Below are 22,091 nucleotides of genomic sequence, written 5' to 3'. Positions count from 1 at the left end.
GGCGTCCTTATTTAATAAATCCGCTGTAAGTTTGCTCTTGGGTTTGCGTTTTAATCTGCTTTGTCGTTTCGATAGCAACACCAACTACGATTAATAAACTTGTTCCACCAACTTGAACAACTGATGGTAAGTCAAATAACATAGCGGCGAAAATTGGTAATGATGCTACAAATACTAGATATGTTGCTCCGATAATTGTTACACGGAATAACGCTCTAGAGATATAGTTTTCTGTTTCAATACCTGGGCGTACACCTGGGATGTATGCTTTTTGGTTTTGAAGGTTTTTCGCTACTTTTTCTGGGTTGATTTGAACAAATGCATAGAAGAATGCAAATACAAAGATCAACGTAACATATAACGAGTAACCAAGTGGTCTAGTATATGTGAATAATTCATAGAAGAATCTCCACCATGCTGAACCTTCTGTAGTAAGTAATCCTGTAATTGTTGTTGGGATACTTAATAAAGTAACCGCGAATATTACTGGAATAACTCCTGCAGAGTTAATTTTAATTGGTATATTGCTGTCAGTTTTACCTTGGAATTTAGATGCAGATGGTCTATTCGAATACTGAATAGGTATCTTACGTTGTGCTGATTGCATGATCGTTACAAAGAATATAACGAAGATGTAAATTAATACAACAATTCCAAATTCTACATTGTTACGTAGTGTCGCTGTTTCAGCTAATACTTTCATATCCCACAGAGTAATAAACATACTTGGCATAGATGATACGATACCTGCAACGATAATCATTGAAGTTCCGTTTCCTATACCTCGTAATGTGATCTGATCGCTTAACCATAATAAGAATGCAGTCCCAGCAGTCATAACAAATGCGATATAAACGTATATTAAGAATGTTCCATCAACACCGGCAAGGATACCCCCACCACCTTGAAGTTCAAATCCTAATGTCATTGCTAACGCTTGAACGAATGCCAAACCAATTGCTAAATATCTAGTTAATTGATTAATCTTTTGTTTCCCTGTTTCTCCCTCTTCAGTCCATTCTTTAAGTAATGGAATGATGTCCATTTGTAATAATTGAACAACGATTGAAGCCGTGATGTATGGCCCAATCCCTAAGGCTATTACACTAAATTGCTTCAATGCATTACCTGTAAATGCGTTGGCAATTCCAATAAATCCTCCATCATTTTCTGTGAAGAATGCTGTAATTGAAGTTGCATCCACTAGAGGGACAGTGATATAAGTTGCTGCTTTGTAAATTAAGAATGCTAATAAAGTAAATCCAATTTTCTTTAGAACACTTTTATTTTTAAATACTGCAACAAAATTATCCATTAGATTACCTCAGTAGTTCCTCCAGCTGCTTCTATCTTAGCTACAGCTGAACCTGTGAATTTGTTTGCTTGAACAGTTAATTTTTTAGAAATTTCACCGTTTCCTAAGACTTTAACACCATCTAAGTACTTACGGATAATTCTATCTTGTAGTAATAATTCTGGAGTAACAACTGTTCCTTCTTCGTACTTATTAAGATCTTCAACATTAACAATTGCGAATTCTTTTCTGAAACGGTTAGTAAATCCACGTTTAGGAATACGTTTGAACCATGGAGTTTGTCCACCCTCGAATCCTGGGCGAGTTCCTCCACCTGAACGTGAGTTTTGTCCTTTTGTCCCGCGACCAGATGTTTTACCTAGTCCTGAACCGACACCTCTACCTAGACGTTTTGTTGAATGTGTTGAACCTGGAGTTGGTTTTAAGTTATGTAATTCCATGACTTATACCTCCTTAACTTCAACTAAGTGAGCAACAACGTTAATCATTCCTCTAATAGTTGGAGAATCGTTTTTAATAACAGTTTTTTGTAATTTAGTTAATCCTAATGCTTTCGCAGTAGCTCTTTGGTTTGGTTTAGAAGCAATTACACTTCTAACTAGTTTAATCGATAATTTCGCCATTAGTGTAAAATCTCCTCTACAGTTAATCCTCTTGTACGAGCAACTTGATCCGCAGTTCTTAAGTTTTCGATTGCGTTAAATACAGCTCTTACAATGTTGATCGGTGTAGCAGATCCTAAGTTTTTACTTAAAATATCTTCTACTCCAGCTAACTCTAGAACGGCACGAACTGGCCCTCCAGCGATAACTCCTGTCCCGCCTACAGCAGGTTTTAAGAATACTTCACCAGCACCAAATTTACCAGTGATTTCATGTGGTAATGTAGTTCCATACATTGGAACCATAACTAAATTACGTTTTGCTTCTTCAATTGCTTTTTTGATTGCATCAGGTACTTCTTGAGCTTTCCCAGTACCAAATCCAACTTTACCTTTTCTATCTCCGATTACTACTAATGCGCTAAATCTGAAACGACGTCCACCTTTAACAACTTTAGTAACACGGTTGATATTAACAACTCTCTCTTCGTAAAGCTTAACTTCTCTTTGACGACGAGGTCTTTTGTTATTTCTTTTTCTATTATTGTCTTCCATGATATACCTCCTAGAATTCCAGTCCTGCTGCACGTGCAGCTTCAGCTAATGCTTTAACTCTTCCGTGGTAAAGGTAACCACTTCTGTCGAATACAACATTTTTAATTTCTTTAGCAGCAGCTCTTTCTGCTAATAATGTTCCTACTGCCTTCGCAGCTTCAACGTTTCCACCATTTGTTAATTTGTTATCTTTTTCAACGCTAGTTGCGCTTACTAGAGTAACTGCATTTACATCATCAATAATTTGAGCGTAAATGTTTTTGCTTGATCTAAATACACTTATACGTGGTTTAGAAGGAGTACCGATTAAAGCACTTCTGATTCTTTGATGTCTTTTTTGACGTAAGACATTTCTTGACGTTTTCTTAATCATCTATAATCACCTTACTGCTTACGCAGTTTTCCCTTCTTTACGACGAACGTATTCATCGACATAACGGATACCTTTTCCTAGATATGGTTCAGGTGGGCGAACCGATCTAATATTAGCTGAAAATTCTCCAACTAATTGTTTGTCAATTCCAGAAACGATCATTTGAGTGTTCTTAGGCACTTCCATAGTGATTCCTTCAGGGATCTCCATTTCAACTGGATGTGAATATCCTGCTAAAATAACTAAAGTATTTCCTTTAAGTGAGGCTCTATAACCTACACCTTTCATTACTAATTCCTTCTTAAATCCTTCAGTCACACCTATTACAAGATTATTAATTAATGATCTCATAGTTCCATGAATGGTTTTGTGCGCTTTAGAATCTGATGGTCTTTCTACTTCTAATACTGAATCTTGAATTTTAACTGTTAATTCATTACTTACAGTTAATGATAAAGTTCCTTTAGGTCCTTTAACAGTAACTACGTTTAAATCGTCAACAGAAACTTCTACTCCATTAGGTAGTGAAATCGGTTTTTTACCAATACGACTCATCTGTTACACCTCCGTTTATTTTACCAAACGTACGCTAGGATTTCCCCGCCAACTTTAAGCTTGCGAGTTTCACGATCTGTGAACAGACCTTGTGAAGTTGAAATCACTGCGATTCCTAAACCATTTAAGACTTTAGGAATTTCGTTTGTTTTTGCATATACTCTAAGACCTGGCTTAGAGATTCTTTTTAATCCTTTAATAACTCTTTCAGTTTGTAAATATTTTAATGTTACACGTAATGTATCTTGCACATCATTTTTGATAGTAGCAACATCAGTAACGTAACCTTCTTTCTTCAAAACTTCTAAAAACTCTTTTTTCAGTTTTGAAGCAGGCATATCTACAGTCTTGTGTTTCATTTGGTTTGCATTTCTGATTCTAGTCAGCATATCCGCGATAGGGTCAGTCATTACCATATAATTTTGCCTCCTTCCAATTTACTTGGAAAATTATTTTTTACCAACTTGCTTTTTTAACGCCTGGTATTTGTCCTAAATAAGCTAATTCACGGAAACAAACACGGCATAATTTGAATTTTCTGTAAACAGAATGTGGTCTACCACATCTTTCACAACGAGTATATTCTCTTACTGGAAATTTACTACCACGTTGTTGTTTAACTTTCATTGACTTTTTAGCCATAATGTTTCCTCCTTATTTTTTAAACGGCATACCTAGCTGCGATAATAATTCTTTTGCCTCTAAGTCTGTGTTAGCCGTTGTAACTATAACAATATCCATTCCTCTTACTCTATTTACTTTGTCGTAATTAATTTCAGGGAAGATTAATTGTTCTTTAACACCTAAAGTAAAGTTACCTCTACCGTCGAATGCTTTGTTTGAAACTCCTTGGAAGTCTCTAACTCGTGGAAGTGCGATCGAAACTAGTTTGTCTAGGAATTCGAACATTCTTGGTCCACGTAATGTTACCTTACAACCAATAGGCATACCTTCTCTTAATTTGAAGTTTGCGATTGATTTTTTTGCTTTTGTAATAATAGGCTTTTGACCTGTTATTTGCGTCATTTCATTTACTGCGTCATCTAATGCTTTAGAATTTGTAATTGAGTCTCCAACACCCATGTTAATAACAATCTTATCAACTTGAGGAGCCTGCATTACTGATTTATAGTTAAACTTTTCAACTAAAGATGGAACAACGCTCTTTTGATATTTCTCTTGTAAGCGATTCATATGCGTAAAGCCTCCTTTCTGATTAGTCTAATACCTCACCAGATTTTTTAGAATATCTCACTTTTTTTGTTACTTCTCCAGTTTTCGTAGTTTCTGTAACAAATTTGTATCCTACTCTTGTAATACCAGTCTTCTTCTCAACGATCATTACGTTAGAAGCGTTGAATGGAGCTTCGTATTCTAAGATTCCACCATCAGGATGGTTTTGTGTAGGTTTTGCATGTTTTTTGATTATGTTTACACCTTCAACGATTAATTTGTTCGCTTTAGGATAAACTTTTAAGACTTTACCTTCTTTACCAAGGTTTGCACCGCTAATAACTTTAACAGTATCTCCTTTTTTAATCTTCATCAGTTTCCTCCTACTCTTATAATACTTCTGGAGCTAGTGAAACGATTTTCATAAATCCTTTTTCACGTAACTCTCTTGCTACAGGTCCAAAGATACGAGTACCACGAGGTGATTTGTCGTCCTTTAAGATTACTGCTGCATTATCATCAAATTTGATGTATGATCCGTCTTTACGACGAACTTCTCTTTTTGTTCTAACGATTACTGCTTTTACTACGTCTCCCTTTTTAACTTGTCCACCAGGAGAAGCGTGTTTAACAGTAACTGTAATGATATCTCCGATACTAGCGTATTTACGTCCAGTACCTCCTAAAACCTTAATAGTTAAGACTTCACGAGCTCCAGAGTTATCAGCAATTTTTAACCTAGATTCTTGTTGAATCATTATAATTCCTCCTTTTACGCTCTATATTAAGATTGTTTCTCTAATACTTCTAATAAACGGAATCTCTTCGATTTTGATAATGGACGAGTTTCCACAATACGTACTACGTCTCCAACTTCACATACATTTTCTTCATCATGCGTAGCGAATTTTTTGGTTTGTAATACTCTTTTACCGTATAAACGGTGTTTTCTATAACTTTGTACCATAACTGAAACTGTTTTGTCTCCTGAAGCTGAAACTACAGTACCGCTAAGTATTCTTCTCTTATTACGTTCCATAAGTTTTCTCCTCTCGCCTAAGCTCTTTCGTTAAGAATAGTTTTCATTCTTGCAATGTCTTTCTTAACTTTACTAATACGAGCAGTGTTTTCTAATTGTCCTGTCGCTTGTTGAAAGCGAAGGTCAAATAGCTCTTTTTTCAAAACAACGATTTCTTCGTTGATTTTTGTAGTGTCCCATTCTCTGATATCTTTAGCTAGCACTAGAATCACCACTTTCTTTTCTAATGAATTTAGTTCTTACAGGTAGTTTGTGTTGAGCAAGACGCAATGCTTCTCTAGCCACTTCTTCAGATACTCCTGCAATTTCGAACATTATAACACCTTGTTTAACAACCGCTACAAATCCGTCTGGAGAACCTTTACCAGATCCCATACGTACTTCTAATGGTTTTGCTGTTTTCGCCATATGAGGGAAAATACGAATCCATACTTTTCCTTGACGTTTCATATATCTTGTCATAGCAACACGAGCTGCCTCTATTTGACGGTTAGTAATCCATGCACCTTGCATAGACATTAATCCAAATTCACCAAATGCAACCGTAGTTCCACCTTTGGCTTTACCTTCATAAGATACTCTATGAGGTCTTCTGTACTTTAATCTTTTAGGAGTTAACATTACTTCTTACCTCCTCTGTTTTTGTTAGGAAGTACTTCACCTTTATAGATCCATACTTTAATTCCTAATTTACCATAAGTAGTATCTGCTTCAGCAGCAGCGTAATCGATATCAGCACGTAATGTATGTAATGGAACATTACCTTCACTGTATCCTTCGCTTCTTGCCATTTCAGCTCCACCTAATCTACCAGAAACTAAAGTTTTACATCCTTTTGCTCCAGAACGCATAGCTCTTTGAATAGCCATTTTCTGAACACGACGGAATGATGCTCTGTTTTCTAATTGATAAGCGATACTGTCAGCTACTAATTTAGCATCTTTTTCAGGTCTTTTGATTTCTTTCACGTTAATGAAAACTTCTTTACCTGATAAAGCTTGTAACTTATCAACAACGGCTTTCTTAACACTACCATCTCTACCGATAACCATACCTGGTTTAGCAGTGTGAACGATAATGATAACTCTACCCTTGCTTCTTTCGATTTCAATTCTTGATACACTTGAGTTCGCATAGAACTCTTCTAATAATGCTCTGATTTTTAAATCTTCTTGAAGTAAATCAGCTACATCATTTTTATCTGCGTACCAGCGAGAATCCCAATCTCTGATAATTCCAATTCTTAAACCGACCGGACTTACTTTTTGACCCATAAGATTCCCTCCTTACTCTTTCTCAGCCACTACTGCTGTAATGTGGCTGGTTCTTTTTAAGATTTGTGTTGCACGACCTTGTGCTCTTGGTCTAATTCTTTTTAATGTAGGACCTTCGCCTACATAGATTTCTTTTACGAATAACTTCTCGATATCCATGTTGAAATTGTGTTCTGCATTAGCTGCAGCTGATAATAATAATTTAGAAACGATTGGAGATGCTGCTTTAGTTGTAAAGTTTAAAATGTTCATTGCTTCTCCTAAAGATTTTCCTCTTACTAAATCAATAACTAATTTAACTTTTCGAGAAGAGATACGTACCATTTTTGCTTGTGCTCTTGATTCCATAGTTCTCCTCTACTTTCTATTAGCCTTTTTGTCTTTTTCGTGTCCACGTTGATTTCTAGTAGGAGCAAACTCTCCTAATTTGTGTCCAACCATATCTTCTTGTACATAAACAGGTATATGTTCTTTCCCGTTATAAACTGCGATTGTGTGTCCAATGAATTCTGGGAAGATTGTTGATCTTCTAGACCACGTTTGAATAACAGTTTTCTTTTTACTTACGTTTAAAGCTTCAACTTTTTTCATTAAGTGATCGTCACAGAATGGACCTTTTTTAATTGATCTTGACATTTATAGGTGCTCCTTTCTATTTCTTACGTCTAACAATATATTTATTGCTAGCTTTATTTTTGTTTCTAGTTTTTAATCCAAGTGCAGGTTTACCCCAAGGAGTAACAGGACCTTTTTTACCAATTGGCTGACGTCCTTCTCCACCACCGTGTGGATGGTCTACTGGGTTCATAACACTACCACGAACTGTAGGTCTAACACCTTTATGTCTCATACGACCAGCTTTACCCCAGTTAACGTTAGAATGTTCTTCATTCCCAACAACACCGATTGTAGCTCTACAAGTATTTAATACTTTACGAACTTCTCCACTAGTTAAACGTACTAATACATATCTTTCTTCACGCCCTAATATTTGAGCGCTTGCTCCAGCACTACGAGCCATTTGGCCACCGTGTCCTGGATGTAATTCGATATTATGAATTACTGTCCCTACTGGGATGTTCATTAATGGTAATGTATTACCAACAATGATATCTGCTTTGATTCCTGATTCAATTGTCATTCCAACTTGTAATCCTTTTGGAGCTAAGATATATCTTTTCTCCCCATCAGCGTAATTGATTAAAGCAATATTTGCTGTACGGTTAGGATCATATTCGATTGTTGCAACTTTACCAGGAACGTTGTCTTTATTTCTTTTAAAGTCGATAAGACGGTATTTTCTTTTAGCTCCTCCACCTTGGTGACGAACTGTAATTTTACCTTGGTTATTACGTCCAGATCTTTTATTTAACTTAGTTAATAAAGACTTTTCTGGTTTGTCAGTTGTGATTTCTGCGAAATCAAGACTTGTCATATGACGTAAACCATTCGTTATCGCTTTATATTTCTTTAAAGCCATAAGATAACCTCCTTAATTGTTATGCTGCAAAGATTTCAATTTTGTTGTCTTTTGCTAGTGTAACCACTGCTTTCACAACTTCTGCTTTGAAACCTGAGTGTTGTCCTACTCTCTTCATTTTAGGAGCAGTTTTTATTTTATTTACTTTTGTTACTTTCACATCGAATAATTCTTCAACAGCTTTTTTGATTTGAACTTTATTTGCTCTTTTATCAACGCTGAATGTGTATTTATTTAATTCTTCAACCAATAACATTGATTTTTCTGTGATGATAGGTCTTTTGATAATTTCACTTGCTAACATTATCCAAGCACCTCCTCGTAGAATTTAACCGCGTCTGCTGTTACAACTACTGTTTTGAAATTCATTAATTCATACACACTAACGTGTGATGCAGTTGTTACAGTAACTCCTGGTATGTTTCTTGCTGACATTGCTGCGTTTTCATTTGCGTCTTTACAAATGAATGCAACTTTACCAGATACTTCTAAACTATTTAAAACTTCAGTCATTCCTTTAGTTTTAATTTCTGATAATTCTAATTTGTCTAATACTCTTAATTTTTCATCACTTAATTTTTGTGATAGAACTGATTTTAATGCTAGTCTACGAACTTTTCTATTTACTTTCACACTATAATCTCTTGGTGAAGGTCCAAATACAACTCCTCCGCCAGTCCATAAAGGTGATCTAGTACTCCCTGATCTCGCGCGTCCTGTTCCTTTTTGTTTCCATGGCTTACGTCCACCACCACGAACTTCTGTACGAGTTTTAGTCTTGTGAGTTCCTTGACGCATTGCAGCTCTTTGTGCTTTAACGACATCGTATAAAGCTTGTTGGTTTGGTTCAATACCGAATACTGAATCTAATAATTCAATATCTCCAACGTTTTGTCCTGCTTGACTTAACAATGCAACTTTAGGCATGATAAATCCTCCTTTCAGATTTGATTATTCTTGAGCCTCTTGAGCTTCTGTTTCTAATACTTCTTCTACTGCTGGTGCTTCTACTGCTGTTACGAAGTCTGCTGGGTTTAAAGCATCAATGCTCTCAGCTTTGATTCCGCGTCTTACAAATACAAGCCCTCTTCTTGGTCCAGGTACAGAACCGCTTACTAATAATAAGTTTCTTTCTGTATCTACTTTTACTATCTCTAGGTTTTGGATAGTTACTGTGTCTACACCCATATGTCCAGGTAATAATTTACCTTTTCTTACGTGGTTTGGATCAACTGATCCCATAGAACCAGGTCCTCTGTGATAGTGAGATCCGTGCCCCATTGGTCCTGTGTGTTGATTATGTCTCTTGATCGAACCTTGGAATCCTTTACCTTTTGAAGTCCCAGTAACATCTACTGTTTCACCTTCATTAAATATATTTACACTAATCTCTTGACCTACTTCGAAGTTATAAAGTTCATGTCCCTTAACTTCTCTTAAGTAGCGCTTAGGTGCTGAGTCTGCTTTAGCTACGTGCCCTAATTCAGGTTTGTTTGCTAATTTAACTCTTTTTGTTTTGAAGCCTAATTGAATAGCTTCATATCCATCATTTTCCATTGTTTTCTTTTGTAGAACTACGTTTGGTTCACACGCTACAACTGTTACCGGTACTAATTTCCCGTCTTCGTTGAAGATTTGTGTCATACCAACTTTTGTTCCTAAGATACCTTTGGCCATGAGTCTACCTCCTATAATTTATTTTAAAACTATGTCTACACCAGATGGTAAATCTAAGTGCATCAAACTGTCGATAGTTGCTGGAGTTGGATCCGCAATATCGATAAGACGTTTATGTGTACGTCTTTCAAATTGTTCACGAGATGTCTTATTAACGTGAACTGATCTCAAGATTGTAAATATTTCCTTTTCTGTAGGAAGTGGAATTGGTCCACTGATTTTAGCTCCGGTTTTCTTCGCTGTATCAACAATCTTTTGAGCTGATTGATCTAATAATCTGTGATCATAAGATTTCAATCTAATTCTAATTTTTTGACTTGCCATTTAATTTCCTCCTTTCGCCTATATTAAATATAGACTTGCTCGGTATGAATGACCCGATACACAAGACAACGCGTCTCGGTGTGTCGGCAACCTCACACTTCGTAGCCCGACTCTGGCGAGAGTCTTGAACATAATAGCAAAAAAAAAAATCCTATTGCAAGGACTTTTTTAGTTTTTTTTTAATCTATTTTAAATCTGCTTTTTCTATATTATATATAAGGCTAAATTTTTGTATACTTGATGTACTTATTAACATAGTGTTCCACGATCAAAACAAAGAATACTAATATCAATGTCCAGGCAAAAATATTTGAGTAATTTAATAAGTTTTTACTCGCAATCATTTCCCGCCCTATACTGATCTTTGTTTGAGCTATGAACTCAGCCATGACTAAAACCTTTATACCAAGCCCTATAGACTGTAGGATACCGGTTCTTAAATGTGGTAGTGCCAGTGGAAAGAATACCATTCTAACTGCTGGGAAACTACATTTATCACAATCTAGTTTTAACACTTCGAGTAATACACCATCTATATTCCTGATTCCATCTAGTTGTGATTGATAGATAATTGGGAATATCAGTAAAAAGATTATGATGTATAAACTAGCTACATTCCCATACATCATTAATAGAATTACTACTATTGATATTACGGGGATTGTTCTAAGTGCTACAACGATTGGTTTTAAAAGTGCTGCTACCTGATAATGTAATCCGGCAAATAAACCGAAGAACGTACCAAAAACAGTTGATACAGCAAGTGCTATAAATAATCGTTTGAATGATGTTAATAGTATTATATACGTTTGCCCATCGGTTAATAAATTAACCAATTCTTTAAGTACTTTAAACGGAGTGGGATAAAATGATACGTGATTCCAGCGCAAAGATGTTAACTGCCATAAGACAATTACTATGACAACACTTAGAATCCCGAATAGTTTTTCTACTCTGGGTACTCTTTTATTCACCGTAGTAGAAGTCGTCTTCTGGTAAGGCTCCTCCGATTAACGCTGCATTAAAGTCTATAATATAAGAAAAGTATGCTTCTAAAGCAGTTTTTGAATCAATTGCAGTTACAAATTCTAAATTACTTCTTGGGATTGCAGACGTCATTACAGGTAAAGGGAATGTGTACCCTAAATCTTCACCCATTTGTGCAACAGCTGCTGGATCATTTAAAGCTGCTTCAATTGATAATTCAACTTGTTCTAAATATGCATCAACCGCGTCACTATCTAAACCAGTCTTAACAAATATACCTGCTTGAGGATAACTAGAATCTCCAGTTAAATTTTCCCAAGCAACTTGTAAATTGATTGATTTTAAATTAGCTACATTACTTGGTAATGACGCTACGCTTAATACAGGTTCAGCAAGTAAAACGATTTTACTTGGATCTTGAATCAATGTTGCATTTGCAGTTCCTGCACTATCAACGAATTCTAGTACTGGTGGAACTGTATATGTTTCGTTATCTAATATTGCCTTTAAAATAATATGAGGAGTTGCATTCTCTCCAAATACTACAATTGTTTTTCCATCTAAATCTGATAAATCAAATGTATCATCTGTACCAGTTGCCAAGTATAAGTTACCCCATACTACTGTTGCTGCTAACTGATAATCAACACCTGTACTTACTAACTTTGCCCCTAAGTTAGTTGGTGCATAAATAATATCATGACTCCCACTAGTAAATGCTGCTACTAGAGGATCTACTCCAGACACTACTTCAATCTCATATGTTACATTATCTCCTAGACTAGGTAACGTACTCTCCATATATGTTTGAGCTAATGCTGGACTTCCGATTGGAGCCATAATTTTTAAATTTACATCTTCCTTTTTACATCCTGATACAGTAACAAGTAATGCTACTACCAAAAACAAACTAAGTAATTTTTTCACGTAATCTCCCTTTTCTTTTTATGTATTTTTACTTATTATATTACAATATATGGTAAAATAAAAGTGTAACCTATGTTACAAAGAGGTGATAACGTGAAATTACAAGACTGTACCCTATTCAAAAACACTCGTATTGACACAAACAACATTAATATAGTTCAGTTTCCGAACCGCTTTACAATTGCTTTGGAAGGTGATTTAAGCACCGCCTTAGGAATTGTTTTAGAAGGTAAAATCCATATCAAAGCCTATAGCCTTGGTGGTAAAAACTTTACCTTAAATACACTAAATCCAGGGCAATTATTTGGAGATGTTTTAATCTATGGAAGTCAAGAAAAGTCATATCCTGGAAATCTGATAACTCAAGGTGAAACAAAAGTAGCATTTATACCAAACAACGAGTTTCAACAATTCCTCTATAATGATCATGATTTATTAAAGAATTTTCTTTCAGTGTTAAGTGAGAAAGCTTATGAAATGAATATCAATTCAAAACTGTTATCTCAAGAGAGTATACGAGACAAAATTATATTTTACCTTCAACAAGAAAAAAGAAAGCAGAAAAAGCAAAGAATATTACTAAATATGACAAAAGAAGAATTAGCAAATAAACTATTCATTCAACGTCCTTCTTTATCGAGGGAACTATCAAACATGAAAACAGATGGTTTGATTGATTATGATAGAAACTCAATTACACTTTTGTGATTCTTGATTTAACAATGTGTGCGTGATACAATATTATTTGAAATTAATATGAATATAAAGGAGTGATAGCGTGGGAAACAAAGGTCTAACATTAGTTGAATTATTAATAGTTATTGTCGTAATGGCTATCATTGCCGGATTCACCATAACCAGTGTTGGTAACATAATAAAAAATACACAAGACGGTGTAGATGAACAAAATGCCATAATTCTAGAAAACGCATTAAAGCAAGCATACTATAATGGCGATATTGAAATCGTTAATAATAAGTTCTATAACACAATTTCAGACCGCTCGTATGTAGGAACAGGTGGGTGGTTCTTTGAAGATTTAGCGGGATATATTGATAACCGTGTTGAGCCTCAAGCAGAAATAGCCCAAAATAACCATAATAAAAATGGTAATTTTTATAGGTTCTACTTCAGAATATCAGGAGATGAAGTTACTATCTTCTACTGGGATGAAGATAAAACCGCAGTTGATATACGTACATTTACTTTAGACTAAAAAAACAGCCAAATTGGCTGTTTTTATTTTATAAGTAATACTGTTTCTTTCAAGTAAGTCTTAATTTCCTTGAAACATGTTTGATCCAAAGCATAATCAAAAGTGATTTTGTTCTCACCTATCATTTCACTCAAGAAGCCAGTTACACCAATAAATCCCCCGTAAGTATATTTAAACTTAACTTCAAGATTACCTTCTAAGCTCTCTATTGATGTCTCACCTTGTTGATTGAAATAGACATCACTTAATTCATGCAAGAACTTAATTAAGTGTTTAGAATGCATTGATAGTGTTTCACTAACAACATCAAACATATGGTTCTTAATATGGATTTTGAAGACTGTGTTATTTAACTTTTGGTCTTCTTCTATCTGGATGTCAGTAATCAGTAAATGAACACTGTCATCATTTGTTTTTAGTAATATATCTTTTAATGTAAGCATGATGATTCCTCCAATAAGACTATTCTAACATAACCAAGAAAAAAAGGATATAACCGAAAAATAAAAAAGCACGTTACAGTGCTTTTTCTTTCATTTCATTATCGACTATATTTCCAATTACTCTTCTTGTTAGATCAATTGTTTTTAATATCCAAACTGTGATCATAACAATCGCTACTACACCAATTAACATAAATAACATTAATTGAAATTCTTCAAATATCGGTAAAATGTTTACAATAAGTGCTACAAATATAAAGATAATTCCATAAGTAATTCTAACTGATAATCTGTATAGTTTCTTGTCTAGTATTCTTAGTTGTTCTTTCATAGTATCCCCCTAGTATTTAATCAATCTTTTTGATTTCCATTTTTTCTTTATATGCATCTATTTCTTTCTTAACCATTTTCTTATACACATCAACATTTGGTTCCCATAGTTCAATAATATTACCAAATGGATCTTCTACTTGTGAAAACTTTCCGTAATCAAAGACTTGTGTATCAGAAATGATTTTTAATCCTTCACTTTTGAACTTAACCATTAATTCTTGAATATTGTCTACTCTAAAATTAATATATGGTCCTGTCTCACTACTTCTTTTGAATGATAACAACACAAGTTGTTCTCCTTCAATAAACCCAGTTCCATACGGAGACATAGCAAGCCCTAAGTTTGCTTGATACCAATTAAATAGTTCTTTTTCATCACCTTTAAATTGTAGAAATATACCACCAATACCTACTGCTTTACCCATAATGTCACCTCTCCTATACTTTATTTATACTCCACTAATTTCTTCATTCGTTGTTGGAATTGCTTTTGGTTTTGATCGTTTTGTTACTTCGTCTTCTAATATATCGTAATATACTACTTCAATCACTGATCTAATAAAGAAAGATCCTTGTTCATAAGCTTTTGTATAAACCAGTTCGTGATCATCATACAAAACATATTTCCATGAACGTTCAATTTCATTTTGTGATATCATTACTCCATTTAAATCATACGTTTCCAGTAAGTTTCCGAATCTAATATAAACGTATTCTTGATCATAAAGTAACTCTACATTAAACTCAATATCACTTAATAACTCAATCAAGAAGATTTCCTTCCCTTCTGGGATTGTTCTACATGTGTTATTCATTCTGTGATCTTTTGAAATCAAACAGTATTTCCCATTTAAAAACTGAACAGGACCATACTGATCCACAGTCTCCCTTGTTACTTCGTCTGTCTCATAATCAATCGATACTATATCTTCTCTATCTTCAAATTTGTTAGCGATAAATACTATCTTATCATCTTCAAGTAGAATGTCATTTGCATTGTTATACATTAAGACTCCATAGTCAGACAAATCGTACATCTTAGTAATTTCATTTAATGCCTTATCAACAACGTATATATATTGTTCACTTACATATTCACCATCAACAGTATCAGTAAACTCATGATGAATAATAATTACATCATCATTATCATCGATTACATCAAAGAAACGACCTCTATTAATACTCTCTTTAATTTCTCCAGTATAGCTAACATCGGTGATTACTCCAGTTTCAATATCTATTCTTTGAAACTCATAATCACTTGAAGGTTCTTCTTTGGTTATCCCAAATATCTCATCATGGATTAAATGGACTGCACCGTACTGATAAGTAAACACCTTTTTAAATGAATCATCGTTATACTCATAAACATCAGATTCATTTGGGTTTAACAAAGAACCACTATCCATTACTACAAATGGATTCTTGTTTTCTGTCCCTAAAAAATATGCCTGTCCTATCAGTTCATAATTATCTCTCTTTATATGATATTCATTACTATAAAGATAGACACCTACTCCAATAACTGCGATAAGAATAATTAATACTACTTTCTTCAGCATGCATCCCACCTCTTTCTGTATCTCTATTATAACAAAAAAAAGACATTCTTAGAATGTCTTTTTAATCGTTTAATCTATTTTGTATATAAATATCTTACAAGTGAATCTTCGCTAAGATAATAGATATACTCATCGTTCATATATGCAATTTCAAATTCCCCAACTATATTCATAGAAGTATCCAATTTATATATAACACCATGAAGACCATATTCGCCATATACATTCTCTTCAACAGCGATGATGTAAATATAATCATCTTCACTGTATAAAGAATTTACACTCTTATATTCATCATTAACATCAAACCTTGATTCTCCATCAAATGAAACGACTACTAATGAGCAATTGTAATAACTACCAACGAATATATCACATTGATGATTACCACTCTTAATAACTAAGTTATCACCAAATTGATCTACTGTAGTGATAAGAGAAATATCTTCTAACTCCCATATAATATTTCCATCAAAATCAACTTCTTTAACACAATTTGTATCCTCCATTATAAACGGAACTTGAGGAGTTGGTTCACAGTAATTCACTATATAATTACCATCATCTTTTAACGCGATAAGTATACCTGGGAATCCATCTTCTTCCATAACAATATTGCCCTCAAAATCAAATACTTCATAATAGTAAGTTGTATAAGAGTGTCCTGACACATGTATCAGTTCATTCTCAACAATAACATTTCTGATATATGTATGAGATGTTAAAGATATTCTATCTTCACCATCGACAAGTTCTACAATAGCATAATTGTTTGGTCCAATGCTTTTTACAATCTTTCTTCCATCTTCAAAAGTGTATAAAATATCCTCTTCATCTTCCTCTGGTTCAATAATCTCACAAAGAAATGATCCATCATCATTTACTGTACACACATCCTTAGAAGTAGTAAAAACAGTATAACCATCATAATCCACTATATTATAAATACTCCCAAATGAACTAAATGATCCAGTAATATTGTTATTTAAATCAAATATAGTATGTGCATTTGTTCTACTAACAACGAAATTATCACCTTTGAATGTAACCCATCCTGATTGAGTGGGTTCGTCGTATAAAACTGTACCCTCAATACTGACTCTTGCCATTCTTGTACTTACAAACTCAGAACTATAATGAATCATAAAGCTATCACCTTCAATATATCCTGCGAACAATCCAAAGTTAGAACTTAAAAACTCAAATAATACTGTAGTACCATCTTTATCTTGCCTAACCAACTTCATTGTTTGATTACCATAATCTCTAGTTTCTTTCTCAATATATACAAATGCCCCATCACCCATATATATTACTTCTCTAGACCACATATCGTCACTAGCTGCAATTTGCATATAGAATATGTTACCGAACGTGAACAATAACTCACCAGTTTCATCAAAAGAACCAAGTGCCCCATCCTCACCTATAATTGTGTAATTAATCAGGAACTGTGAATCATATTTTCCAGAAAAACCTAAATCCTTATATCCACCAGTAATCGTGAACTGAATTTCCTTGTCAGGATTAATACAAATCATTTCTTCCTCATCTTCATTAACTGTATAGGAAATGAAAATGTAACCTGCACTATCATCTACATACTTGATATCCTTATCCAGAAGAAAGTCGGAAACTTCATTTGATAATTCAAAATTAACCAGTGCATCAGTATTTGATTCTACTTCTATCACTGGTTCATTTTTTATTTCTTCTTTACATCCCGACAATGCTAGAACCATCATCATTAATATAAGACCTATTGTTTTTTTCATATCTATTACTCCCCTTCCCTAATCGAATTCCCTACAAATATATAACTACTAAATTCAATTAGATACTTAATTATATCTTGAAATTATACACTTCACAAGAAATTATTTTTAATTACTTTTATATTATTATTTATCCATCACACTCATTATAACAAAAAAATGACATTCAGAGAATGTCATTTATGTCCTACTTAATAATTGTTCCTGCTTCTAGTTTAAATGCTTCTTTTGCATTGTTTAAAGATGCGATAACTGATATCTTACCAGTCTTTGCAAATTTAAGTGTTGCATTGATTTTCGGAAGCATAGAACCAGGTGCAAAATGGTTCTCTTTGATTAATGATTCGATACGGTCTATTGAAACAGTTTCTAATGCTTCGCTGTTTTCTTTCCCGAAATTAATATATACATTATCAACCGCTGTTAAGATGACTAACATATCAGCATTAATTAGCTCAGCTAATTTAGCAGATGCGTTATCTTTATCAATAACTGCAGCTACTCCTTCAAGTGATCCGTTTTTATCGATAACAGGAATACCTCCACCACCAACAGTGATTACGATATGTCCTTCTTTTAATAATGATTTAATAACAGCTTTCTCTTTTACATCAATTGGCATTGGACTAGGTACAACTCTTCTATATCCACGACCACTATCTTCAACCATTTGGTACCCCATTGTTTCTTCTAATACTTTTGATTCTTCTTCTGTATAGAATGAACCAATTGGTTTCCTTGGATTTTGGAATGCTTCATCATTTTCATCAACTAGTACTTGTGTAACGATTGATGCGATTGTTTTATCAATGTTTTGTGCTGTTAATTCGTTTCCTATGGCGTTTTGCATATGATAACCAATATAACCTTGGCTCATAGCTCCACATTCAGGAAACGGCATATTTGGTGTTGAATTTGATTCTGTGAATGATAAGTTAATCATTCCTACTTGAGGTCCATTACCGTGTGCGATAACTACTTCGTGACCTTGTTTAATTAATTCAACGATTGGTTTTGATACTTGTGTTAATAAATCTTTTTGTTCTATAGGGTTTTTACCAAGAGCATTACCACCTAAGCTTACAACGATTCTACTCATGTTAGCTACCGATAGTCGCTAACATAACAGCTTTGATTGTATGCATTCTGTTTTCTGCTTCATCAAATACTACTGAATGTTTTGATTCGAATACTTCATCAGTAACTTCCATTTCACCGTTGGCTACTGCAGGGTATTCTTTCCCTAATTTTTCTGCGATATCTCTACCAACATCAGTTTTCACATCATGGAATGCTGGTAAGCAGTGCATGAATGTTACGTCTTCTTTGGCTTTTTTAATCATGTCCATGTTTACTTGGTAAGGAGCTAGTATTTTAACGCGCTCTTCCCACACTTCTTTAGGTTCTCCCATTGATACCCAAACGTCTGTGTAGATTACGTCTGCGTCTTTGGTTCCTTTGTTGATATCTTCAGTTAATGTAATTGTCGCTCCTGTTTCTAAAGCGATAGCTTTACATGTATCTACTAATTCTTGGTTTGGCCATAATGATTTTGGAGCTAATGCTGTGAAGTTCATTCCCATTTTAGCTGCCCCGATCATTAAACTGTTACCCATGTTGTTTTGGGCATCTCCAACATATGTAAAGTTGATTCCTTTTAAATGACCTTTTTGTTCTATAATTGTTAACCAGTCTGCTAAGATTTGAGTTGGATGATATGTATCAGTTAATCCGTTCCATACAGGAACACCAGCATATTCTCCTAATGTTTCAACATCAGCGTGTTTGTATCCTCTGAACTCAATACCGTCATACATTCTACCTAAAACTCTAGCTGTATCTGCTACCGATTCTTTTTTATTCATTTGGCTTCCGTTTGGTCCTAGGTAAGTAACTCCCATACCTAAATCCATTCCACCAACTTCAAATGCACATCTTGTTCTTGTTGAATCTTTTGCGAATAGAACTACGATGTTTTTGTTTGTTAAGTGTTTGTGTTCGTGACCTAAGTATTTGTCTCTTTTTAGGTCTCTTGATAAGTCTAACATGTACTTGATTTCTTCAGGTGTAAAGTCTAATAAAGTGATAAAGTTTCTTCCTCTTAAATTAACTGCCATGATATTGCTCCTTTAAATTATATTTTCTGTCTTGATAGTGGCATACTCATACATCTTGGGCCACCTCGACCACGGCTTAATTCACTTGATGGTATTTCAAGTACTTTAATGCCTTCTTTTCTTAGAATCTCATTTGTTACGTGATTACGTGAATAAACAATTACAACACCAGGTGCAATACATAATGTGTTTGCTCCGTCGTTCCATTGTTCACGACCTGAGGTGATTACATCTCCTCCACCACAGTTGATTAATGTGATTGGTCTTCTTAAATGTTTTTCTAATATATCTTCAAGTGTTGTTACTACTTTTGATACTTCTAATTGGTCTCCGTCTTTTGTGATTTCAAAGATTGTTAGTTCTTTCATGATACCTGGGTGTATCGTAAATTTATCATAATCGATTTGAGTGAATACGGTATCTAAATGCATAAACGCTCTTGTCTTAGGGATATTGAACGCTAGTATTGTTTTAAAGCTTGTATTAGCCGCAAATAACTCTCTAGCTAAGTGTTCAATCGCTCTTGGATCTGTACGTTTACTGATTCCGATAGCTAGTGTTTCATCATTCAGCACTAACATATCTCCACCCTCACTATTATATCTATAATTACGATCTATATATTTGGGTATTTCCTCATCTTCAAACCGTGGATGATAATTAAACATATATTCACTTAATATTGTTTCACGTTGTCTAGCTTCTGTGAACATTTTATTGATTACGATTCCATTTCCGATTGTCGCAAATGGATCGCGCTGAAATAATATGTTTGGCATTGGATCTGTATAGAACGGATATTCGTCCTCTAACATATCCATGATCCCATTTCCTTTTATAAAGGTAATGTCATGTTTTCTAATACCTTCAATTGCTTTTTCTACCATTTGATTTACTGGTAGATTATCAAGGTACATAAATACAGCTTCTTTTACGCTGTTACTTCGTATTCTAGATTCCTCTACAAAGTGTCTAATAAAGTTTTGTTTTACTTCTGGATGATGATTTAGAGCCTCTACAACCATATCTTTAATGTATAGTACTTCTACTCCGTTATCACGTAGTACTTTAGCAAATGCATCATGTTCTTCTTGTGCTACTTTTAAATATGGAATGTCATCAAATAATAAACGTTCTAATATATCAGGAGTTAGGTTTTCTAGTTCTTTTCCTGGTCTATGAAGTAATACTGTTTTTAGTGTTCCAATTTCTGAAAAAACATCTATTTTCATCTTCTTTTCTCCTCTCTATATATCTTTGGTACTCTGTATGTAATTTGACAAATAATTTCATAATTAATGGTATCTAATCTGTCTGCGACTTCATCAATACTTATAAGTCCACCCATTAATATTACCTTATCTTCTTTTGTAATGGAATCATCTATTTTAATAAACATTTGATCCATACAAATACGTCCAATTATTTTATATCTTTTATTGTTAATTTCTACGTCTCCACCTTGGTTCTTACGGATAAATCCATCCGCGTATCCAATAGGTAAGACACCAATTAACTCATCTTCTTCTGCGGTATAGGTTGCCCCGTACCCCACTTTTTCGCCTTTTTTCAATTGTTTGATTTCGGCTATATGACTTACTAATCGGTATGTTCTTCTAAGGAAATCAACGTCCTTATCCAAAGTGAGACCATATAAACTGATTCCTAGTCTTGTGTGAGTTGTATAATCAATACTGTTTTCATACTTAATAGAACTACTAGAATTACTAGCATGTATCATTTTAAAGTCATAATTAAGCATTTTTGCAATATCATCAAATCTATTTTTCTGAATATCAAAATAATCTTTATCACAGTCAGCTGTGCTGAAATGTGTAAATAATCCTTCTAATTGAATAGATTTTGGTAAATTCTTTAGAATGTTGAATGCTTCCATAATATCTTCATCGGTTTTAAAACCAAGTCTGTTCATTCCGGTATCAACCTTCATGTGGACTTTTAATGGAAACTCTAATGCTGATAAAGAACGAATTTGATCCATATTCGATACAGTAACAGTAATATTGTGAATTGATGCATTGTAGTAATCAACTGCGTTTGTTGGACCCATTACTAAAATATCAATAGACTCATTTAATTCTCTTAACTCTATTGCTTCTTCAAGTAAACTAACTGCGAAATGGTCAACACCGTAATTGATTAAATGAGTGGTTACCTCTTTTGCACCATGTCCGTAAGCATTCGCCTTCACAACAGGGATTACAATTCTAGGATGTACTAGTTTTGAAACACTGATATAGTTTCTAATAATATTGGTAAGATGTATCTCGGCATAGGTTTGTCTAAACTGGTTAGACATATATTCTCTTCACGTATTTAGACGTTGTTAAACTCAAAACAC

34 protein-coding genes and 1 pseudogene are annotated in these 22,091 nt (G+C 34.1%); 2 read left to right on the top strand and 33 right to left on the bottom strand.

Translation table 11 applies throughout. The features are described 5' to 3' along the window. Nucleotides 1-7 precede the first annotated feature (7 nt). The 24 genes and pseudogenes from secY to AC2LE6_RS02645 form a co-directional block, all read right to left on the bottom strand. Nucleotides 8-1,315 carry a preprotein translocase subunit SecY gene (gene secY, locus AC2LE6_RS02760; RefSeq protein WP_484477716.1) on the bottom strand — a complete coding sequence of 436 codons (1,308 nt, stop codon included), beginning with the start codon at nt 1,313-1,315 and terminating at the stop codon, nt 8-10. Next, on the bottom strand, nt 1,315-1,755 hold the full coding sequence (gene rplO / locus AC2LE6_RS02755; RefSeq protein ID WP_484477715.1) for a 50S ribosomal protein L15: 441 nt from the start codon (nt 1,753-1,755) through the stop codon (nt 1,315-1,317). The genes secY and rplO overlap by 1 nt, the downstream gene beginning before the upstream one ends. 3 nt (nt 1,756-1,758) lie before the next feature. After that, nucleotides 1,759-1,938: a 50S ribosomal protein L30 gene (rpmD, locus tag AC2LE6_RS02750; protein ID WP_484477714.1), complete on the bottom strand. Its 180-nt coding sequence runs from the start codon at nt 1,936-1,938 to the stop codon at nt 1,759-1,761. Next, on the bottom strand, nt 1,938-2,471 hold the full coding sequence (rpsE, locus tag AC2LE6_RS02745) for a 30S ribosomal protein S5 (protein ID WP_484477713.1): 534 nt from the start codon (nt 2,469-2,471) through the stop codon (nt 1,938-1,940). Before rpsE ends, rpmD begins: the two co-directional genes overlap by 1 nt. A 10-nt stretch (nt 2,472-2,481) precedes the next feature. After that, nucleotides 2,482-2,844 (bottom strand): 50S ribosomal protein L18, encoded by a 363-nt coding sequence (rplR, locus tag AC2LE6_RS02740; protein WP_484477712.1) that lies wholly within the window; start codon nt 2,842-2,844, stop codon nt 2,482-2,484. Nucleotides 2,845-2,862: 18 nt separating this feature from the next. Further along, nucleotides 2,863-3,399 (bottom strand): 50S ribosomal protein L6, encoded by a 537-nt coding sequence (gene rplF, locus AC2LE6_RS02735; RefSeq protein WP_484477711.1) that lies wholly within the window; start codon nt 3,397-3,399, stop codon nt 2,863-2,865. Between the two features lie 20 nt (nt 3,400-3,419). Then, complete coding sequence (gene rpsH / locus AC2LE6_RS02730) at nt 3,420-3,815, bottom strand: 30S ribosomal protein S8 (RefSeq protein ID WP_484477710.1); 396 nt, start codon at nt 3,813-3,815, stop codon at nt 3,420-3,422. A 40-nt stretch (nt 3,816-3,855) separates the two neighbouring features. Then, the gene (locus AC2LE6_RS02725) at nt 3,856-4,041 is read right to left on the bottom strand and encodes a type Z 30S ribosomal protein S14 (protein WP_484477709.1); all 186 of its coding nucleotides are present in this window, start codon (nt 4,039-4,041) and stop codon (nt 3,856-3,858) included. 12 nt (nt 4,042-4,053) lie between these two features. Further along, a complete protein-coding gene (rplE, locus tag AC2LE6_RS02720; RefSeq protein ID WP_484477708.1) occupies nt 4,054-4,593 on the bottom strand; it encodes a 50S ribosomal protein L5 in 540 nt (179 codons plus the stop codon). A gap of 22 nt (nt 4,594-4,615) precedes the next feature. After that, the gene (gene rplX / locus AC2LE6_RS02715; protein WP_484477707.1) at nt 4,616-4,945 is read right to left on the bottom strand and encodes a 50S ribosomal protein L24; all 330 of its coding nucleotides are present in this window, start codon (nt 4,943-4,945) and stop codon (nt 4,616-4,618) included. A 16-nt stretch (nt 4,946-4,961) separates the two neighbouring features. Beyond that, complete coding sequence (gene rplN / locus AC2LE6_RS02710) at nt 4,962-5,330, bottom strand: 50S ribosomal protein L14 (protein WP_484477706.1); 369 nt, start codon at nt 5,328-5,330, stop codon at nt 4,962-4,964. A 26-nt stretch (nt 5,331-5,356) separates the two neighbouring features. Next, nucleotides 5,357-5,611, bottom strand: coding sequence for a 30S ribosomal protein S17 (gene rpsQ / locus AC2LE6_RS02705; protein WP_484477705.1), 255 nt, complete (start codon nt 5,609-5,611; stop codon nt 5,357-5,359). A 17-nt stretch (nt 5,612-5,628) separates the two neighbouring features. Continuing rightward, complete coding sequence (gene rpmC / locus AC2LE6_RS02700) at nt 5,629-5,814, bottom strand: 50S ribosomal protein L29 (RefSeq protein ID WP_484477704.1); 186 nt, start codon at nt 5,812-5,814, stop codon at nt 5,629-5,631. Then, entirely contained in the window at nt 5,804-6,232 is a 429-nt protein-coding gene (gene rplP / locus AC2LE6_RS02695; RefSeq protein WP_484477703.1) for a 50S ribosomal protein L16, read from the bottom strand. Before rplP ends, rpmC begins: the two co-directional genes overlap by 11 nt. Then, nucleotides 6,232-6,885, bottom strand: a complete 654-nt coding sequence (rpsC, locus tag AC2LE6_RS02690; protein ID WP_484477702.1) for a 30S ribosomal protein S3 — start codon at nt 6,883-6,885, stop codon at nt 6,232-6,234. The genes rplP and rpsC overlap by 1 nt, the downstream gene beginning before the upstream one ends. Nucleotides 6,886-6,897: 12 nt before the next feature. After that, complete coding sequence (rplV, locus tag AC2LE6_RS02685) at nt 6,898-7,233, bottom strand: 50S ribosomal protein L22 (protein WP_484477701.1); 336 nt, start codon at nt 7,231-7,233, stop codon at nt 6,898-6,900. Nucleotides 7,234-7,242: 9 nt separating this feature from the next. Next, nucleotides 7,243-7,521, bottom strand: coding sequence for a 30S ribosomal protein S19 (rpsS, locus tag AC2LE6_RS02680; protein ID WP_484477700.1), 279 nt, complete (start codon nt 7,519-7,521; stop codon nt 7,243-7,245). 16 nt (nt 7,522-7,537) lie between these two features. Next, nucleotides 7,538-8,365 carry a 50S ribosomal protein L2 gene (gene rplB / locus AC2LE6_RS02675; RefSeq protein WP_484477699.1) on the bottom strand — a complete coding sequence of 276 codons (828 nt, stop codon included), beginning with the start codon at nt 8,363-8,365 and terminating at the stop codon, nt 7,538-7,540. Nucleotides 8,366-8,384: 19 nt separating this feature from the next. Beyond that, nucleotides 8,385-8,669, bottom strand: a complete 285-nt coding sequence (gene rplW / locus AC2LE6_RS02670; protein WP_484477698.1) for a 50S ribosomal protein L23 — start codon at nt 8,667-8,669, stop codon at nt 8,385-8,387. After that, complete coding sequence (rplD, locus tag AC2LE6_RS02665; protein WP_484477697.1) at nt 8,669-9,292, bottom strand: 50S ribosomal protein L4; 624 nt, start codon at nt 9,290-9,292, stop codon at nt 8,669-8,671. Before rplD ends, rplW begins: the two co-directional genes overlap by 1 nt. Nucleotides 9,293-9,418: 126 nt before the next feature. Next, nucleotides 9,419-10,042 (bottom strand): annotated as a pseudogene (rplC, locus tag AC2LE6_RS02660) (50S ribosomal protein L3); the annotation flags it as partial. An 18-nt stretch (nt 10,043-10,060) separates the two neighbouring features. Continuing rightward, nucleotides 10,061-10,366 (bottom strand): 30S ribosomal protein S10, encoded by a 306-nt coding sequence (gene rpsJ, locus AC2LE6_RS02655; RefSeq protein WP_484477696.1) that lies wholly within the window; start codon nt 10,364-10,366, stop codon nt 10,061-10,063. Nucleotides 10,367-10,587: 221 nt separating this feature from the next. Continuing rightward, a complete protein-coding gene (locus AC2LE6_RS02650; protein ID WP_484477695.1) occupies nt 10,588-11,340 on the bottom strand; it encodes an ABC transporter permease in 753 nt (250 codons plus the stop codon). Continuing rightward, nucleotides 11,333-12,280: an MqnA/MqnD/SBP family protein gene (locus AC2LE6_RS02645; protein ID WP_484477694.1), complete on the bottom strand. Its 948-nt coding sequence runs from the start codon at nt 12,278-12,280 to the stop codon at nt 11,333-11,335. Before AC2LE6_RS02645 ends, AC2LE6_RS02650 begins: the two co-directional genes overlap by 8 nt. A gap of 93 nt (nt 12,281-12,373) precedes the next feature. On the opposite strand from AC2LE6_RS02645, the gene AC2LE6_RS02640 reads away from it, so the two are divergent. After that, nucleotides 12,374-12,988, top strand: coding sequence for a Crp/Fnr family transcriptional regulator (locus AC2LE6_RS02640; RefSeq protein WP_484477693.1), 615 nt, complete (start codon nt 12,374-12,376; stop codon nt 12,986-12,988). A gap of 70 nt (nt 12,989-13,058) precedes the next feature. Then, nucleotides 13,059-13,496 carry a type II secretion system protein gene (locus tag AC2LE6_RS02635; RefSeq protein WP_484477692.1) on the top strand — a complete coding sequence of 146 codons (438 nt, stop codon included), beginning with the start codon at nt 13,059-13,061 and terminating at the stop codon, nt 13,494-13,496. Nucleotides 13,497-13,519: 23 nt separating this feature from the next. On the opposite strand, the gene AC2LE6_RS02630 is transcribed toward AC2LE6_RS02635, so the two are convergent. The 9 genes from AC2LE6_RS02630 to alr all read right to left on the bottom strand — a co-directional run bounded on the left by AC2LE6_RS02630 (nt 13,520) and on the right by alr (nt 22,049). Further along, entirely contained in the window at nt 13,520-13,939 is a 420-nt protein-coding gene (locus AC2LE6_RS02630) for a WapI family immunity protein (RefSeq protein WP_484477691.1), read from the bottom strand. A 73-nt stretch (nt 13,940-14,012) separates the two neighbouring features. Beyond that, complete coding sequence (locus tag AC2LE6_RS02625) at nt 14,013-14,270, bottom strand: hypothetical protein (RefSeq protein WP_484477690.1); 258 nt, start codon at nt 14,268-14,270, stop codon at nt 14,013-14,015. Nucleotides 14,271-14,286: 16 nt separating this feature from the next. After that, a complete protein-coding gene (locus tag AC2LE6_RS02620; protein ID WP_484477689.1) occupies nt 14,287-14,697 on the bottom strand; it encodes a VOC family protein in 411 nt (136 codons plus the stop codon). Between the two features lie 24 nt (nt 14,698-14,721). Beyond that, nucleotides 14,722-15,837, bottom strand: a complete 1,116-nt coding sequence (locus AC2LE6_RS02615) for a hypothetical protein (protein ID WP_484477688.1) — start codon at nt 15,835-15,837, stop codon at nt 14,722-14,724. A gap of 74 nt (nt 15,838-15,911) precedes the next feature. Next, nucleotides 15,912-17,612: a hypothetical protein gene (locus AC2LE6_RS02610; RefSeq protein ID WP_484477687.1), complete on the bottom strand. Its 1,701-nt coding sequence runs from the start codon at nt 17,610-17,612 to the stop codon at nt 15,912-15,914. A gap of 187 nt (nt 17,613-17,799) precedes the next feature. Further along, complete coding sequence (arcC, locus tag AC2LE6_RS02605; RefSeq protein WP_484477686.1) at nt 17,800-18,711, bottom strand: carbamate kinase; 912 nt, start codon at nt 18,709-18,711, stop codon at nt 17,800-17,802. 1 nt (nt 18,712) lies between these two features. After that, nucleotides 18,713-19,729 (bottom strand): ornithine carbamoyltransferase, encoded by a 1,017-nt coding sequence (gene argF / locus AC2LE6_RS02600; protein ID WP_484477685.1) that lies wholly within the window; start codon nt 19,727-19,729, stop codon nt 18,713-18,715. Between the two features lie 17 nt (nt 19,730-19,746). After that, nucleotides 19,747-20,961: an arginine deiminase gene (arcA, locus tag AC2LE6_RS02595; protein ID WP_484477684.1), complete on the bottom strand. Its 1,215-nt coding sequence runs from the start codon at nt 20,959-20,961 to the stop codon at nt 19,747-19,749. Then, nucleotides 20,958-22,049 carry an alanine racemase gene (alr, locus tag AC2LE6_RS02590; protein ID WP_484477683.1) on the bottom strand — a complete coding sequence of 364 codons (1,092 nt, stop codon included), beginning with the start codon at nt 22,047-22,049 and terminating at the stop codon, nt 20,958-20,960. The genes arcA and alr overlap by 4 nt, the downstream gene beginning before the upstream one ends. Between the last annotated feature and the right edge of the window lie 42 nt (nt 22,050-22,091).

Source organism: Candidatus Izemoplasma sp., from assembly GCF_982632705.1.
This window is presented reverse-complemented; position numbering and strand designations above follow the sequence as displayed.

Coding starts and splice junctions, on each gene's coding strand:
- rplE (WP_484477708.1), bottom strand. CDS start 4,593: ATGAATCGCTTACAAGAGAAATATCAAAAGAGCGTTGTTCCATCTTTA.
- rplB (WP_484477699.1), bottom strand. CDS start 8,365: ATGGCTTTAAAGAAATATAAAGCGATAACGAATGGTTTACGTCATATG.
- argF (WP_484477685.1), bottom strand. CDS start 19,729: ATGGCAGTTAATTTAAGAGGAAGAAACTTTATCACTTTATTAGACTTT.
- rplW (WP_484477698.1), bottom strand. CDS start 8,669: ATGTTAGCAAGTGAAATTATCAAAAGACCTATCATCACAGAAAAATCA.
- AC2LE6_RS02630 (WP_484477691.1), bottom strand. CDS start 13,939: ATGCTTACATTAAAAGATATATTACTAAAAACAAATGATGACAGTGTT.
- AC2LE6_RS02725 (WP_484477709.1), bottom strand. CDS start 4,041: ATGGCTAAAAAGTCAATGAAAGTTAAACAACAACGTGGTAGTAAATTT.
- rpsH (WP_484477710.1), bottom strand. CDS start 3,815: ATGGTAATGACTGACCCTATCGCGGATATGCTGACTAGAATCAGAAAT.
- rplN (WP_484477706.1), bottom strand. CDS start 5,330: ATGATTCAACAAGAATCTAGGTTAAAAATTGCTGATAACTCTGGAGCT.
- AC2LE6_RS02615 (WP_484477688.1), bottom strand. CDS start 15,837: ATGCTGAAGAAAGTAGTATTAATTATTCTTATCGCAGTTATTGGAGTA.
- rplR (WP_484477712.1), bottom strand. CDS start 2,844: ATGATTAAGAAAACGTCAAGAAATGTCTTACGTCAAAAAAGACATCAA.
- AC2LE6_RS02625 (WP_484477690.1), bottom strand. CDS start 14,270: ATGAAAGAACAACTAAGAATACTAGACAAGAAACTATACAGATTATCA.
- AC2LE6_RS02610 (WP_484477687.1), bottom strand. CDS start 17,612: ATGAAAAAAACAATAGGTCTTATATTAATGATGATGGTTCTAGCATTG.
- rpsJ (WP_484477696.1), bottom strand. CDS start 10,366: ATGGCAAGTCAAAAAATTAGAATTAGATTGAAATCTTATGATCACAGA.
- arcC (WP_484477686.1), bottom strand. CDS start 18,711: ATGAGTAGAATCGTTGTAAGCTTAGGTGGTAATGCTCTTGGTAAAAAC.
- alr (WP_484477683.1), bottom strand. CDS start 22,049: ATGTCTAACCAGTTTAGACAAACCTATGCCGAGATACATCTTACCAAT.
- rpsQ (WP_484477705.1), bottom strand. CDS start 5,611: ATGGAACGTAATAAGAGAAGAATACTTAGCGGTACTGTAGTTTCAGCT.
- rpmD (WP_484477714.1), bottom strand. CDS start 1,938: ATGGCGAAATTATCGATTAAACTAGTTAGAAGTGTAATTGCTTCTAAA.
- rpsC (WP_484477702.1), bottom strand. CDS start 6,885: ATGGGTCAAAAAGTAAGTCCGGTCGGTTTAAGAATTGGAATTATCAGA.
- arcA (WP_484477684.1), bottom strand. CDS start 20,961: ATGAAAATAGATGTTTTTTCAGAAATTGGAACACTAAAAACAGTATTA.
- rplF (WP_484477711.1), bottom strand. CDS start 3,399: ATGAGTCGTATTGGTAAAAAACCGATTTCACTACCTAATGGAGTAGAA.
- rpsE (WP_484477713.1), bottom strand. CDS start 2,471: ATGGAAGACAATAATAGAAAAAGAAATAACAAAAGACCTCGTCGTCAA.
- secY (WP_484477716.1), bottom strand. CDS start 1,315: ATGGATAATTTTGTTGCAGTATTTAAAAATAAAAGTGTTCTAAAGAAA.
- rplO (WP_484477715.1), bottom strand. CDS start 1,755: ATGGAATTACATAACTTAAAACCAACTCCAGGTTCAACACATTCAACA.
- rpsS (WP_484477700.1), bottom strand. CDS start 7,521: ATGTCAAGATCAATTAAAAAAGGTCCATTCTGTGACGATCACTTAATG.
- rplP (WP_484477703.1), bottom strand. CDS start 6,232: ATGTTAACTCCTAAAAGATTAAAGTACAGAAGACCTCATAGAGTATCT.
- AC2LE6_RS02620 (WP_484477689.1), bottom strand. CDS start 14,697: ATGGGTAAAGCAGTAGGTATTGGTGGTATATTTCTACAATTTAAAGGT.
- rplX (WP_484477707.1), bottom strand. CDS start 4,945: ATGAAGATTAAAAAAGGAGATACTGTTAAAGTTATTAGCGGTGCAAAC.
- rplD (WP_484477697.1), bottom strand. CDS start 9,292: ATGCCTAAAGTTGCATTGTTAAGTCAAGCAGGACAAAACGTTGGAGAT.
- rplV (WP_484477701.1), bottom strand. CDS start 7,233: ATGGAATCAAGAGCACAAGCAAAAATGGTACGTATCTCTTCTCGAAAA.